The sequence below is a fragment of the Kitasatospora hibisci genome (genome assembly GCF_043950205.1).
GTDB lineage: Bacteria > Actinomycetota > Actinomycetes > Streptomycetales > Streptomycetaceae > Kitasatospora > Kitasatospora hibisci.
In genome coordinates this window covers 8,008,427-8,022,200 of the sequence record NZ_CP171642.1, presented here as the reverse complement: position 1 = coordinate 8,022,200, position 13,774 = coordinate 8,008,427, and the positions used below count along the sequence as shown (strand labels likewise).

13 protein-coding genes are annotated in these 13,774 nt (G+C 76.5%); 2 read left to right on the top strand and 11 right to left on the bottom strand.

Annotated elements, in window-relative coordinates; genetic code table 11:
* Positions 1-105 precede the first annotated feature (105 nt).
* From ACF9IK_RS34760 to ACF9IK_RS34725, 8 genes are all read right to left on the bottom strand, one after another.
* Positions 106-807, bottom strand: a complete 702-nt coding sequence (locus tag ACF9IK_RS34760; protein ID WP_395298035.1) for a hypothetical protein — start codon at positions 805-807, stop codon at positions 106-108.
* The gene (locus ACF9IK_RS34755; protein WP_395298034.1) at positions 804-2,402 is read right to left on the bottom strand and encodes a DUF58 domain-containing protein; all 1,599 of its coding nucleotides are present in this window, start codon (positions 2,400-2,402) and stop codon (positions 804-806) included. The genes ACF9IK_RS34760 and ACF9IK_RS34755 overlap by 4 nt, the downstream gene beginning before the upstream one ends.
* A complete protein-coding gene (locus ACF9IK_RS34750; RefSeq protein ID WP_395298033.1) occupies positions 2,399-3,472 on the bottom strand; it encodes an AAA family ATPase in 1,074 nt (357 codons plus the stop codon). Before ACF9IK_RS34750 ends, ACF9IK_RS34755 begins: the two co-directional genes overlap by 4 nt.
* Positions 3,473-3,620: 148 nt before the next feature.
* Positions 3,621-4,166 (bottom strand): hypothetical protein, encoded by a 546-nt coding sequence (locus ACF9IK_RS34745; protein WP_395298032.1) that lies wholly within the window; start codon positions 4,164-4,166, stop codon positions 3,621-3,623.
* Positions 4,163-5,119 carry a DUF4129 domain-containing protein gene (locus tag ACF9IK_RS34740; RefSeq protein ID WP_395298031.1) on the bottom strand — a complete coding sequence of 319 codons (957 nt, stop codon included), beginning with the start codon at positions 5,117-5,119 and terminating at the stop codon, positions 4,163-4,165. The genes ACF9IK_RS34745 and ACF9IK_RS34740 overlap by 4 nt, the downstream gene beginning before the upstream one ends.
* A gap of 293 nt (positions 5,120-5,412) precedes the next feature.
* On the bottom strand, positions 5,413-5,826 hold the full coding sequence (locus ACF9IK_RS34735; RefSeq protein ID WP_395298030.1) for a cupin domain-containing protein: 414 nt from the start codon (positions 5,824-5,826) through the stop codon (positions 5,413-5,415).
* 222 nt (positions 5,827-6,048) lie between these two features.
* Positions 6,049-7,056, bottom strand: coding sequence for an MsnO8 family LLM class oxidoreductase (locus tag ACF9IK_RS34730; protein WP_395298770.1), 1,008 nt, complete (start codon positions 7,054-7,056; stop codon positions 6,049-6,051).
* A 65-nt stretch (positions 7,057-7,121) separates the two neighbouring features.
* A complete protein-coding gene (locus ACF9IK_RS34725; RefSeq protein ID WP_395298029.1) occupies positions 7,122-8,435 on the bottom strand; it encodes a DUF3533 domain-containing protein in 1,314 nt (437 codons plus the stop codon).
* A 231-nt stretch (positions 8,436-8,666) separates the two neighbouring features.
* On the opposite strand from ACF9IK_RS34725, the gene ACF9IK_RS34720 reads away from it, so the two are divergent.
* On the top strand, positions 8,667-9,677 hold the full coding sequence (locus ACF9IK_RS34720) for an NADP-dependent oxidoreductase (protein ID WP_395298028.1): 1,011 nt from the start codon (positions 8,667-8,669) through the stop codon (positions 9,675-9,677).
* A gap of 108 nt (positions 9,678-9,785) precedes the next feature.
* On the opposite strand, the gene ACF9IK_RS34715 is transcribed toward ACF9IK_RS34720, so the two are convergent.
* Together ACF9IK_RS34715 and ACF9IK_RS34710 are read right to left on the bottom strand one after the other, a co-directional pair.
* On the bottom strand, positions 9,786-11,321 hold the full coding sequence (locus ACF9IK_RS34715; RefSeq protein WP_395298027.1) for a glutamate synthase subunit beta: 1,536 nt from the start codon (positions 11,319-11,321) through the stop codon (positions 9,786-9,788).
* A 211-nt stretch (positions 11,322-11,532) separates the two neighbouring features.
* The gene (locus ACF9IK_RS34710) at positions 11,533-12,537 is read right to left on the bottom strand and encodes an AraC family transcriptional regulator (RefSeq protein ID WP_395298026.1); all 1,005 of its coding nucleotides are present in this window, start codon (positions 12,535-12,537) and stop codon (positions 11,533-11,535) included.
* Between the two features lie 153 nt (positions 12,538-12,690).
* Between ACF9IK_RS34710 and ACF9IK_RS34705 the strand changes: the two genes are divergently transcribed.
* Positions 12,691-13,191: a DUF1772 domain-containing protein gene (locus tag ACF9IK_RS34705; RefSeq protein ID WP_395298025.1), complete on the top strand. Its 501-nt coding sequence runs from the start codon at positions 12,691-12,693 to the stop codon at positions 13,189-13,191.
* Between the two features lie 114 nt (positions 13,192-13,305).
* On the opposite strand, the gene ACF9IK_RS34700 is transcribed toward ACF9IK_RS34705, so the two are convergent.
* Entirely contained in the window at positions 13,306-13,764 is a 459-nt protein-coding gene (locus ACF9IK_RS34700) for a hypothetical protein (protein WP_395298024.1), read from the bottom strand.
* Positions 13,765-13,774 lie beyond the last annotated feature (10 nt).

The following is a 13,774-nucleotide window of genomic DNA, read 5'->3' as shown; positions in this document are numbered from 1 at the left end:
GACCGGCGCAGCCGGTGCAACCCTGTTCGGACGACGGCCGGACGGCCGATCGGGCACCTCACCGCCCGTCAGCAGGCGCCCGGCCGGCGCCGGATCGGCGGCCGTTCAGCTCCCGCGCTTCGGCCCCGCTCCGACCGCGTCCGCCTCCCCGTCGAGGTGGCGGCGGGTGTGCAGGGCCAGGCCGACGCCGACCGCGGCCACCACGACGCCGAGCACCGCGACCGGGCGCGACCAGTCCTGCGCCCCGGTCGAGGCGAACGCCGGCGGCAGGACCAGCGCGGACGCCGCGAGGGCGGCGAGCGCGTGCGCGGGGCGCGGGCGCCGGCGGTCCGGCCCGAGGGCGTCGACGAGCAGCAGATAGCCGATCAGCAGGACGGCCACGGCCGCACCCTGCCAGAAGGACGGCTCGCCCAGCGCCGCGAGCACCACGCTGCCGCCGGCGAGGACCGTGGTCCGCTGTGCGGCGAGCCGGGCCGGCCAGGTGGCCGGACGGCGGGCCGGCAGGGGCGGCGGCGGGGCGGCCCAGGTCGCGAGGGCCAGTGCGGCCACCAGGCCGGTCGGGCCCGACCGGGCTGCGCCGCCCTCGCCGCCGGCTCCGAAGGAGGCCAGCACCAGGGCGTCGCCGACGACGCAGAGGGCCGCCCGCTCGGCCCACGGTGCCCAGCGCGGCGGCGCCGCCGCCGGCGCTCCGGCCGGCGCTTCACGGGTCCCCGCAGGCGCCGAGGTCCGGCCCGTCGGCCCTGGGGCCGGGCCAGTCGGACCGGCCGGCCCGGCCGTCGTGGAGGTCCCGCTCGTCGGGTCGTTCATCGGACTCCTCCCCCGATCCGGCGGCGCAGCAGTGGTGCGAGGGCGAGGTCGAGTGCCTCGCCGGCGGTGTGCCGGGCGACCGGGACGCCGCGGGCGCGCAGGGCCGCGCGCATCGCCTCGCGCTCGGCCCGCCAGAGCCGCAGGGCGAGGGCGCCGACCTCGTCGCCCGGTTCCACGGACGGCTCGCCGACCGGGATCTCCACCACGACGAGCGGGTTGCCGCGGTCGGCGATGCCGCCCAGCGCCCCCAGGATCCGCTGGTCGGCGAGCGTGGTGAACGCGTAGACCAGGGCGTGGCGCGGCAGGGCGGGCAGCGGCAGCTGCGGCAGGACGGGCCCGCGGTGGGCGCGGTCCTGACGGACCTCCAGCACGCTCTCGACCATCCGGTAGAACTGCCGGTCACCGGTGGCCGCGGTGAGCCAGCGGAGCTGGCCGCCCACCGCGACCAGGCCGATCCGGTCGTGCCGGCGCAGGTAGGCGCGGGTGAGGCCGGCGGCCGCGCGCAGGCTCTCGTCCAGGCTGGACACCCCGGTGGCCGGGTCGTGGATGTCGCCGAGGGTGTCGAGCAGGACGACGGCGTCGGCGGCCCGCTCCGCGGCGAACTGGTTGATCTGGATGCTGCCGCGGCGGGTGGTGGAGGGCCAGTGGATGCGCCGCTGCCGCTCGCCGTGGACGTAGGGGCGCACGCCGATCACCTCGACGCCGCTGCCGTCGTGGCCGGTGGTGTGCTCGCCGAGCCGTTCGGGCAGCCGGACCGGGATCGGGGTGAGACCGGCCGCGCTGGGCACCGGGAAGACGTCGGCGGTGCCGAGGTCGGTGCGCACGGTGCGGCGGGCCAGCGAGCCGGCGTCGTAGACGTCGAGGTCGACGGTGCCAAGGCTCCAGCGGCCCCAGCTGTCGGCGCGCAGGGCGAGGTCCACCCCGGTGGGCCGCACGGTCAGCGCCTCCAGGGCGAGGCCGGGCCCGAGGATCACGGTGGGGTCGAGCGGCCCGATCCGGCCGTCGTGCTCCACCTCGATGCGCGCGGTGATGCGCTCGCCCTCGAAGCAGCGGCGCGGCGCGACGGTGGCGGTCGTGGCCAGCGTGGTGGGCCGGCTGCCGCCGGGGGCGGCCAGCACGAGCAGGACGGCGGGGCCCGCGGCCAGGGCGAGCAGCCAGGCGTGGCCGGTGGCCAGGGCGGCCGCCGCGGCGGCCGTGGCGACGGTGAGCAGGCGCACGGTCTGCTCGGCGGGCCGCCAGTGCGGCGAGGGCGGGGTGGTGGGCAGGCCTTCCGCGGTGGCGCGGGCGCTCCGGGCGAGGATGCGGGCGGTGACCGGGTCGCCCGGCGCGGCGCCGGCGAAGCGCCGGGCCCCCCGCCGGCGCGATCCCGGCGCCGGCCGGCCCGAAGCGGCGCCGGCCGTGGTCATAGCCGCGCCGCCCGTCGGCGCGGCCACCGCGTCGCCGGCGCCCACCGTGGCCGTGGCCGTGGCGAGGCGGCGGACCGGGCGCCGCCCCGGTTCCCCGGTCTGGGCGGCGAGCCGGCCCGCCCGCTGTACGGGCGGTGCGGCCGCCGGGGTACCGGCCGCACCGGCGCCGGCGGGTCGTTCGGCGGTCACCGCGCGGCGCCCGCGCCCGAGCCGGCGGCATCGGAGGCCCGCGGCAGGGTCTGCGGGGCCGGGACGGCGGCGACCACCCGGGCCAGCACCTCGTCCGCGTCGATCTGGCGCACCCACAGCTCCGGCTTGAGGGTGATGCGGTGGGCCAGGGCGGGGACGGCGAGCGCCTTGACGTCCTCCGGCGTGAGGAAGTCGCGGCCCTCCAGCATCGCGCGGGCGCGAGCCAGCTGCACCAGCGCGAGGCCGCCGCGGGGCGAGGCGCCGACCTGGATCTGCGGGTCGTTGCGGGTGGCGTCGACCAGGGCGATCACGTAGTCGACGAGGTCGTCGTCCACCTCGACGCGCTCCACCGCCGAACGCATGGCGAGCAGTTCGGCGGGGCTGCTGACGGTGTCCAGGACCGTCTCGGGCGCCGACCGGTCCAACCGGGACCGCAGCATCGCGGCCTCCAGACCGGTGGACAGGTAGCCCATCCGCACTCGGAGCAGGAAGCGGTCCAGCTGGGCCTCGGGCAGGGAGTAGGTGCCCTCGTACTCGATCGGGTTGGCGGTGGCGATCACCGCGAACGGCTGAGGCAGCCGGCGGGTCGCCCCGTCGACGGAGACCTGCCCCTCGGCCATCGCCTCCAGCAGTGCGGCCTGGGTCTTCGGCGGCGTGCGGTTGATCTCGTCGGCGAGCAGCAGCTGGGTGAAGAGCGGGCCGGGCCGGAAGACCATCTCGCCGCTGCGCTGGTCGTAGAAGGGTGCGCCGGTGACGTCGGAGGGCAGCAGGTCGGGGGTGAACTGGATCCGGCGGAAGTCCAGGCCGAGGGTGGTGGCGAAGGAGCGGGCGAGCAGGGTCTTGCCGAGCCCGGGCAGGTCCTCGATCAGCACGTGCCCGCCCGCGAGGACGCCCAGCATCACCAGGCGCAGCGCCTCGGGCTTGCCGACGACGGCGCGTTCGATCTCCTTGAGCACCGTGCGGGCGCACTCGCCGGCCTGCTGGGGCGTCAGCTCGGCGGACGCGCCGGAGCCGTCCGGGGCCGCCGGGGCGGCGCTCGGGTCGGCGGGGGCCTGGGGAACGGCGGTCATGGCTCTCCTGACGGGACGGTAGGGGCCCGGCGGCTGCGGGCGGCGGTGCGGCGCCGGGTGGGCCGGCGGGGCGGGCTGCGGGGGGGGACAGGTGCTGGACGGCCGGTGCGGGACGGCCCGTGCCGGAGGAGACGTAGGGGCCGGGCCGCTACAGGGATTCGAGCCGGTCGACGAGGGCGAGCAGGACGTCCGGTGGGACGGTGGGAGCCGGTGCCTGGGCCGCCGGGTCGATCCACGGCCAGAGCCCGGCGCCGATCAGCTCGGCCGCCCCGTCGCGGTCCCGGTCGTCGGCGAGCGAGAGGTTGTGGGCCTCCGACAGGCGGGCGGCGAACAGCCGCTGGAGCCTGCCGCGCAGCGGCTGGACGTCGCCGTCCGGGGTCAGTCCCTGGCGCACGGTCCAGCGCCAGTCGCCGAGGCCGGGCTCGTGCGAGTCCACCAACCGCGACCGGCGGCGCAGGCCCGCGTCCACGATGCCGGCACCGGCCACGTAGCGTGCGGTCGGTAGGGCGGCCAGGGCGAACAGCACCGCACCGGCGGCCGCCGCCGGCAGCCCGCCGACCAGGCCGAACAGGACCTCGGCCAGGACGGCCGCGACCGCCAGCTCGATCAGGCTGTGCCGGACCGAGCCGGGGGCGGCCAGCTCCGCCTCGCCGTCGGTCGGTACGGCGGCCCGGCGGCCCGGACGGGTGCTCATCGGCGGCCTCCCGGAGCGGTGGCGTGGTCGGTCGGGGCGGTACGACCGGCTGCGGCGTCGGCTGCGGCCCCGCTGCCGGCCGGGGCGGCCTGCTCCGCCAGGCGGGCCGCGATGGTGTCGAGGGCCTCCCGGGCCCGGCGGACGTGGCCGTCGTCCATCGGGTGGGTGGAGTACCGCGCCTCGCGGAACAGCTCGGTGAGCGCGTGCGCCTGGGCGCGGTCGACGCGCTCGTCCGCCACGGCCCGCTCCAGCAGCTCCGTCGGGCTGTCGCAGATCCGCCGCTGCACCCCGGACGCCGCGAGGGACCGTTCCATCGCGGCGTAGCAGGCGATCACCGCGGCCCGGGCGTCGACGCCGTGCAGGGCACGGCGCCCGGTGGCGACGGCGGCCGCGAGCGCGTCCTCGGGCTCGACCTCCCCGACGGCCGGCAGCGGCTCCGGCCGGCGCCGGGAGTGGTGAAGACCCAGCAGCACCCGGACCAGGACCACCAGCGCGACGACCGCCGCGACGACCGCCAGCACGTACAGCACGACGAACAGCACTCGCGCGCCGTCGGGCGGCTCGGAGGGCTTCGGCAGTGCGGTGAACGCCGGCGGGGTCGGCAGCGACGGCAGCTCGACCCCGACGGGCAGGGGCTTCGCGGGCGGCCCCTCGGTGCGGTTGTGGAAGACGAAGAGCAGCACCGGTACCAGAACGGTGGCCCCGCCCAGCAGCCACACGGTGGCCTCGCGCAACCGCTCGGCCCGCGGTGTCGGCCCGTCGAGGTGGCGGACCTCCTCGCGGAAGCGGACGGCGAAACGGCCGACCAGCACGGCCCAGCCGCCGGCGATCAGCACGACGAAGCCGATGGCGCGCACGAACGGGTCCCCGACCGTACCCAGCAGGCCGCCGTCCGGGCGCAGCGACGCCGCGGCGAGCAGCAGGCCGGCGAGGACCAGCAGCAGCGCGGGCATCCGCCCCCACGAGGCAGGCGGCCGCGCGGGCCCGGTGTCCGGGGCTCCCCCTGCCTCCCGGTCGGGCCGAGGCCTGCCTGGTGGCACGTCAGTCATGCGTCATCCCCCCGGCCCACCAGCAGCGCTTGATCACGCGCTCGTGCAGCGTCGCACACCGACCGTCCCACTGTCACCTTCCGCCGGCGTGGTCGGGCCGCGCCGGTCGAGCTGCCTGTTCGGTCGGACGTACCGGGGAGTCGGGCGGTGCGGCCGGGGCCACTCTGCCCCGGGTCGTGGCCCGGCCGGGCCGTCGGTCAGGCGACGGTCGGGAGCCAGGGCCCGTCCTCCCGGCGGGCCTCCTCGGGGTCGCCCGGCCACGGCGGCATGGTCACCGCGACGATCCGCAGCGCCTCGGCGGCGTCCGCGTCGGCCCGGAACTGGAACACCGTGCCCAGCGGCACGGACACCACCGTGCCGGGGTGCAGCCGCACGGTCTCCTCCCGCTCGCCCTGACGGCGCCAGAGCAGGCCGCGTCCGCCGGTGACGTGCCACAGCTCCTGGACGGTGGCGTGGGAGACGGCGCGGGTCACCTCGCCGGGGGCGAGTTCGAAGACGGCCATGCTCCCCGCGCCGTCCAGGACCAGCAGCGGGCGGACGATCGCGCCGTCGGGCGCGGTGACCGCGGCGGCGTCGGCGGAGCGGGCGGTGTCGAAGGGCTGGTGGGCCATGCGGGTCCGTCCTGGTCGGCGGGGCTCCGTGGCGGCGACCACGGAGGCGGTGCTCCTGGAAGGCGGTACTCCTGCGGGCGGGGACGCCGGCGGCTGGCGGCCGGTGCGCGACGCGGTCCTCACGGGAGATCGTGTCCTGCAGGGCCCGTGGGGTCAACGGTGCATCCGGGGCGGCGGATCCGCGCGAGCGGCCGCCGCTCCGGGGCGCCTGGCCCGTACCCCTCACGCCAGGCCGGCCGCCTCCGCCAGGAGCCGGTAGGAGTCGAGCAGCGCCGCGCGGTCGTAGGTGCTGGTGGTCACCAGGTACTCGTCGGCCCGCGTCCGCTCGACCAGCGCGGCGAGCTCGGCCGCCGCCCGGGCGGGGGTTCCGGCGATGTGCCCGCGCAGGGCCTCCTGGTAGGCGGAACGCTCACGCGGCGTCATCGCCCGCTCCAGGATCTCCTCGGCGGGGGCGAGCGGCGGGAACTCGCCGTGGGTGCGGGCGTGGGCGCTCGCCCAGGCCTCGGGGACGAGCAGCCGCTCGGCCTGCTCGGTGCTCGCGGCGACCGCCACGGTGCCCGAGACCACCACGTACGGCGCCGCGGCCTGAGTCGAGGGGCGGAACCGCTCGCGGTAGCGGTCGACGGCGGCCTGCATCCGCTCCTCGCCCCGCGCGGCCGCGATCACCAGCGGCAGGCCGGCGTCGGCGGCGAGGTCCGCTCCGGCACCGGTGGCCAGCACGAACGCCGGAACGTGCAGGCCCTCCGCGGGCCGGGCGTGGACGTCCCGACTGCTACGCCCGGCACCGTCGAAGTAACCGATCAGCTCGGCGAGTTGCTCCGGGAAGCGGTCGGCGGCGTCCTTCCCGCGGCCGAGCGCGCGGCGCACGCCGTCGGTGAACGCCACCGAGCGTCCGAGGCCCATGTCGATCCGGTCGGGGAAGAGCGCGGCCAGTACGCCGAACTGCTCGGCGACGACCAGCGGCTGGTGGTTGGGGAGCATCACCCCGCCGGTGCCGACCCGGATCCGCGTGGTGGCCGCCGCCACCGCCGCGGCGAGCACGGTGGGCGCCGAGCCCGCCACCCCGGGCACTCCGTGGTGCTCCGACACCCAGAACCGGTGGTAACCGAGCCGCTCCGCCTCCCGGGCGAACGCCACCGTGTCCCGCAGCGCCTGTGCGGGCTCCTGCCCCTGCCTGGTCCGGGACCGGTCCAGGACGGAGAGGCGGAGCGGAGGCGCGGTCGTGGTCACCTCGCCGTCAACCACGACGGCTCCGCCCGCATTCCGCGCCGGAGACGCCGGCCGCCCGGCCCGGATCAGCCCGCCTCGGGGTGGAAGCGGTGCAGGCCACGGCGGTCGTAGTAGACGGTCATCCCGAAGCCGAAGAGCAGCGCCGCGACCGTGCCGACCGCGATCATGATCCAGGCCCGGGCCAGCCCGGCTTCGGCCTGCGCCCCGAAGTACAGGATCGCGCGGACGCCGTCGGTGATCTGGCGCATCGGCTCGAAGACGGCCAGCCCCCGGTAGAAGTCCGGCAGCGCCTGCAGCGGGATGGTCGCCCCGGAGGACGGCAGCGCCAGGGCGATGAAGACGAACATGCCGACCAGTTGCCCGATCGCGCCGAACGCCGCGATCAGCGCCTGCGCCCCGAGCCCGACCGCGATCGTGGCACAGACCGAGAAGATCCAGAGCAGCGGCAGGTGCGAGGCGTCCATGTCCAGGATCACCACGCTCGCCAGCATGATCAGGCTCGACGTCAGCACGGCGAGCCCGCAGGACATCACGTCGTTGACGATCAGGGCCCGGGTGCGGCTGATCGGCACCAGCGGCCGCTGCATGCGCAGCGGGCCCAGCTCGCTGGCCTGGTAGCCGAGGGCGATGTCGACGCCGCTGCTGATGACGTTGGCCCCGAGGAATCCGCTGAGCACCACCAGCAGGGTGTAGTAGAACGCGGTGAGGCCGAGGCCGCTGCGCGGGCCGATCGGGTGGCCTGCCATGACCTCGACGGTCACCGGGTCGGCGAGCTGGAGCAGTTCGGCGTTGGTCGGCGTGCCGCCCTGGGCCGGGGGCTGGGACTGGGCCATGGCCTGGGCCTGGGCCGTGAGCCTCTTGCCGAGCTCCTGCGAGGCCTGGTGGGCCGCCGTCTGGGAGATGTTCGAGGCCAGCGAGGACTCCAGGCTGCCCACGCCGGGGTTGGTCAGGACGGTCATGGTCGGGCGCGGCGGCGCCTTCTGCGGCAGCTCCCCGAGGGCCACGATCGCGGCGCTGAAGTCGGGCGGGACCTCCAGTGCGCCGGCCAGCTTGCCGGAGGCGAGCTGTTCGTCCGCCCCGGCCCGGTCGAGCAGGCGCCAGGAGACGTGCTCGTCCGGGTCCGGTGCGCCGGCGATGCCGGCGGTGACCTGGGCGCCGAGGTTCTCCTGCCGTCCGGCCACGGTGGCGCCCCGGTCGGAGTTGACCAGGCCGATCGGGAGACGGTGCAGTTCATCGGAGGGGTTGAGGATGCCGCCCATGTAGAGCAGGGTCAGCAGGAAGGCCACCAGGCCGACGGTGACGGCCGGGACCGCCCAGACCTTGGGATCGGCCAGCACCTCCCGGGCCCGCACTCCGCCCTGAGGCCGGTTCGTCGTCATGGTTCTCCCGTGCGCGTCGGTCGGTCCCCCGCCCTTTTCGGCCGAACCTAACCGGCCCCGCGCCGCGGGTCGCCGCGCCTCGCCCGGACGACGCGGCGCCCGACCCGGTCGGCGGGCGACGGACGGTCCGCCGTCCAGGCCTGGCCAGATGACTAAGCGCTTGCTTAGACTCTCCTCCGTCGCGCGCGGGACCCCGCGCAGCAGCACGAGCCCACCCATCGGGAGCCCCCCATGCTGTCCGCCACGAACCGTCAGATCCGCCTCGCCCGCCGTCCGCAGGGCGAGATCGCCGCCGAGGACTGGGAGCACGTCACCGAGGCGGCCGCGGCCCCCGGCGAGGGCCAGTTCGCCGGGCGGACCCGCTTCGTCTCGCTGGACCCCGCGATGCGCGGCTGGCTGGACGACCGCCGCTCCTACCTGCCGCCGGTCGGCATCGGCGAGGTGATGCGGGCCGGGCCGGTCGTCGAGGTCACCGAGTCCAACCACCCCGACTTCCGGATCGGCGACCTGGTCGTCGGCACCTTCGGCGTCCAGGAGCACGTGGTCTCCGACGGCCGGGGCGCGTTCCGGATCGACCCGACCGCCGCCGCGCCCTCGGCCTACCTCGGCGCGCTCGGCATGCCGGGCATGACGGCGTACTTCGGCCTGCTGGACGTCGGCGCGCTCAAGGAGGGCGAGACGGTGGTGGTCTCCGGCGCCGCCGGCGCGGTGGGCACGATGGCCGGCCAGATCGCCAAGGCCAGGGGCTGCCGGGTCGTCGGCATCGCCGGCGGCGCCGACAAGTGCGCGCTGCTGACGGAGGAGCTCGGCTTCGACGCCGCGATCGACTACCGGAGCGAGGACGTCCGCAAGGCGCTGCGCGCCCACGCGCCGGACGGCATCGACGTGTACTTCGACAACGTCGGCGGCGAGGTCCTGGACGCGGCCCTGGCCAACCTGGCCATGCACGCCCGCGTGGTGGTCTGCGGCGCGATCAGCCAGTACAACTCGGCGACCGGCGTGCAGGGGCCTTCCAACTACCTGAACCTGCTGGTCCGCCGGGCCCGGATGGAGGGCTTCGTGGTCTTCGACTACGCGCCGCGCTACCGCGAGGCGGCCCGGGAGATCGGCAACTGGATCGCCGCCGGACGGATCAAGGTGCTGGAGCACGTGGTCCGCGGCACGGTGGACGACTTCCCGCGGACGCTGCAGATGCTGTTCCGCGGCGAGAACACCGGCAAGCTCGTCCTCGAACTGCTCTGAGGACGCCGGCTGCGGCGGCGGGTCGGGGCGCACGAGGACCCGGCCCTCCGCTGACGGCCCGCCCACGGTCCGACCGCCGCGGCACGACCCCCGGCCGGTGCGCGCCGGTCAGGCCGTGAGCGGGCCGTCGAAGGGCGCGATCGGCGCGGGGAGCTCGGTGGCTCCCCGCAGGTAGCGGTCGACCGCGGCGGCCGCGGCCCGGCCCTCCGCGATCGCCCAGACGATCAGCGACTGGCCGCGCCCGGCGTCGCCCGCGACGAAGACCCCGTCCGCCCCGCTGCCGGGCGCGCCGGACGCCGCGGCCGCGAAGTCCCCGCCACGGGCGAGGTTGCCGTGCCCGTCCACCGCCAGGCCCAGCTGGGCGGCCAGGCCGTGGCTGCGGCGGCGGCCCGAGAAGCCGGCGCCGGAGAAGCCGAGCGCCAGCAGGGCCAGCTCGGCCGGGAGGGTCCGGGCCGTACCGGGCCGGGGCCGGCGGTCGCCCGGCTCCGCCTCGGCGAACCGCACGCCGGCCAGCCGCCCGTCCGCACCGGCCTCGAAGCCCACCGTGGTCGCCGAGAAGACCCTGGGCTCGGCCTCCTCCCCACCGGCCTCCTCGTGCGAGGTGGTCACCCGGTACACCTTGGGGTGGACGGGCCAGGGCTGGGCGGACGCGCGCCGGGCCGGCGGGCGCGGGTTGATGTCGAGCTGGGTGACCGCGGCCGCGCGCTGCCGCAGGGCCGTCCCGAGGCAGTCGGCGGCCGTGTCGCCGCCGCCGACGATCACCACCCGGCGGCCCTCGGCGGACAGCGGGGAGGCCGGCAGGTCGCCCTCGTCCACCCGGTTGGCCAGCGTCAGGTAGGTCATCGCCTGGTGCACGCCGGGCATCCGGCGGCCGGGAACATCGAGCTCCCGGCAGGCCGTGGCGCCGACCGCGACGACCAGCGCGTCGTGCCGTGCCCGCAGCCGGTCCGCCGGCAGGTCGTGCCCGCCGACCGTGACGCCGGGCCGGAACCGGGTGCCCTCCTCCCGCATCTGGTCGATCCGCCGGTCCAGGCGGTGCTTCTCCAGCCGGAACGGCGGGATGCCGTAACGGAGCAGCCCGCCGATCCGGTCGGCCCGCTCGTACACCGTCGTGGTGTGGCCGGCCCGGGTCAGCTGCTGTGCGGCGGCAAGCCCCGCGGGGCCCGAACCGACCACGGCCACCCGCAGCCCGGTCAGCCGGTCGGGTGGCTGCGGCCGGTCGAACCCCTGCTCCCAGGCCTGGTCGGCGATCGCCAGCTCCACGTTCTTGATCGTCACGGCCTCGCCGTCGATGGCCAGCACGCAGGCGCTCTCGCACGGCGCCGGGCAGAGCCGGCCGGTGAACTCGGGGAAGTTGTTGGTCGCCAGCAGGCGCGCCGCGGCCGAGCGCCAGTCGCGGTGGGAGACCAGCGTGTTCCAGTCCGGGACGAGGTTCCCCAGCGGGCAGGCCCGGTGGCAGAACGGCAGGCCGCAGTCCATGCAGCGGGCGGCCTGGGTGCCGATGATCGGCAGCAGGGTGCCGGGGCGGTAGACCTCGTGCCGGTCCCCCAGCCGCTCGCGCGGGTCCCGCCGCTCGCGCGGCCGGCGCGGTGAGGTGAGGAAGGCCATGCGGTCGGGTGGGCGGTCGGCCTGGGAATCAGCCATCGCGGCCTCCGGCGGGGCGTGCCAACGCGGGTCGGTGGCACCGCCGTGACCGCACCCGCCGGGCGCGCCGCCGGGTCGCGCGCCACCGTGTGGCCACCGTACGCCTGCGAACCGCCGGGCGACAGGGGGTGGCCGGCCTGTGCCCGCCCCGACGCGGCGGGCGCAGGGCCGGGGGCGGGCACCGGGCCCGCGGGGGGCCGATCGCCCGCGGTCAACCCGCCAGGACGACCGTGGTCGCGGCGTGGACCGGTCCGGTGGCGGCCGGGGCCTCGGCGGCCAGCCAGCGGTGCTCCTGCGGGGTGATCCCGCGCACCCGCTTGAACGCCGCGCTGAGCGCGAAGGCGTTGCTGTAACCGACCTGGTGCGCCACCCAGGCCACGGTGTGCTCCGGGTGGCGGAGCAGATCGGCGGCCAGCGCCAGCCGCCAGGCGGCCAGGTAGGCCATCGGCGGCTCGCCGACCAGCGAGGTGAAGCGGCGGGCCAGCCCCGCCCGCGAGACGCCGACCCTCGCCGCCAGCCCGGCCACCGTCCAGGGCCGCGCCGGGTCGTCGTGCATCAGTCGGAGCACCGGGCCGACCACCTCGTCGTGCTGGGCCCGGTACCAGGCGGGCGCGCCACCGTCCGGGACGGCCAGCCAGCTGCGCAGCACGCCGACCACCAGCAGGTCCAGCAGGCGGTCCAGGACGACCTCCTGGCCCGGATCGTCCCGGGTGAGCTCGGTGGTCAGCAGCCGGACCAGGGTGTCCTCGGTGGCGGTACCGTCGCCGGCCGGGCGGACCAGCAGGGTCGGCAGGTGGTCCAGCAGCCGGCGGCCGATCTCGTGCTCGGCCTGGTAGGTGCCGGAGAGCATGACGGTGTGCTGCTCGCCCGGCCGGGCCTCACCCCAGGTCCGCACACCCAGCGCCATCGACCGGGACACGTCGGCCCCGTCGCGCGTGCAGATCTGCCCCGGGCCGATCACCACCTGGACGGGGCTGTGCGGTGTGTCCGCGACGGTGTACGGCTCGGGGCCGCGCACGATCGCCACGTCGCCCGGACTCAGCAGCACCGGCGTACCGCCCTCGGGCACGATCCAGGCCTCCCCGCGGACCGTGGTGAGCACCGAGAGCGGCGCGCCGTCCTCGATCCGCAGCGACCACGGCGGGGTGAGGATCGAGCGCAGCAGGAAGGCACCCCGGGCTTTCGGCCCGTCGAGCAGTCCGGTGAGCGTGTCCATGGGGTAATCCTAGACGCTTGGACATGGATTGACGTTCCGTCATTTGAGAGAGTCTGAACGCCGGGCGGGCAGAGCTCGGCAGGCCGGGGCGTCCCGGTCGGCCAGACCCGTCGGCAGCAGCACTGCCGCGGACGGAGAGGAGGGATGTGCCCGATGGAAGTGTCGCGCGTGATCGCGCTCGTGGCCGCCACGATGACCACCGGACTGAGCGCAGGGCTGTTCTACGCGTACGCCTGCTCGGTGATGCCGGGGCTGCGCGGAACGGAGGACCGGACGTTCATCGAGGTGATGCAGCGGATCAACGTGGCGATCCTGAACGGCTGGTTCCTGCTGGGCTTCGTCGGCGCCCTGGTGACCACGGCGGTGGCGTTGGTCCTGCACCTGCCCGCCGACGGCCACCGGGGACTGCCGGCGACGGTGGCGGCGCTGGTCTGCTACACGGCCTCGCTGGTGGTGACCAGACGGATCAACATCCCGCTGAACGACGCGCTCGCCGCGGCGGGCGACCCCAGCCGGATCGCGGACCCGGCTGACGTGCGCGGCCGGTTCGAGACCCGCTGGGTGCGGTGGAACGTCGCCCGCGCCCTGCTCTGCACGGCCGCCCTGGGCTTCCTCTGCTGGGCGCTGGTCCTGCACTGCGACACCGTCGGCTGACCGTCGGCACCGCCGCCGGAGCACCCCTGTTACGACCCGGGGCCGCCGGGTGGGCGACCCGCCCCCGACACCGGGGGCGGGTCCGCCCGCCCCGGCGGCCCCGGGCGTTTCGCGTCAGTCCGACGGGGGTGTCCGCGGCTGCGGCGGTGCGACCTTCCGCGGCTGCGCCGGGGTGCGGGGCTGCGGCGGCTTCCGCGGCTGCGCCGGGGTGCGCGGCTGCGCCGCCGCCCGCGGGACCGGGGGGTTCTCCCGGAGGGGCGCCAGTTCGCGGCCGAGGGTGGCGATGTCCAGCGCGATGCGGTGGGCGATGTCCTCCGGGCCGGAGCCCGCCGGGAGGTAGCGGTTCCAGGAGCGGGCGTGGGCGGGCCCGTCGTGGGTCATCTGGAAGTTCAGCCGCACCGTTCCGTCGAGGCCGCCGAGGCCGATCAGGAAGTGGGTGTCGGACTGGTCGATCGAGACCTCGTTGCCGATGCAGGAGCACCTGACCAGGTCGTCGATCCGCTCCTCGGCCAGGTACTTGGCGAGTTGGATCGCCCTGCCCTCCACACGGAACGGTCGCAGTGCGGGACTCACGTGGCTGCCG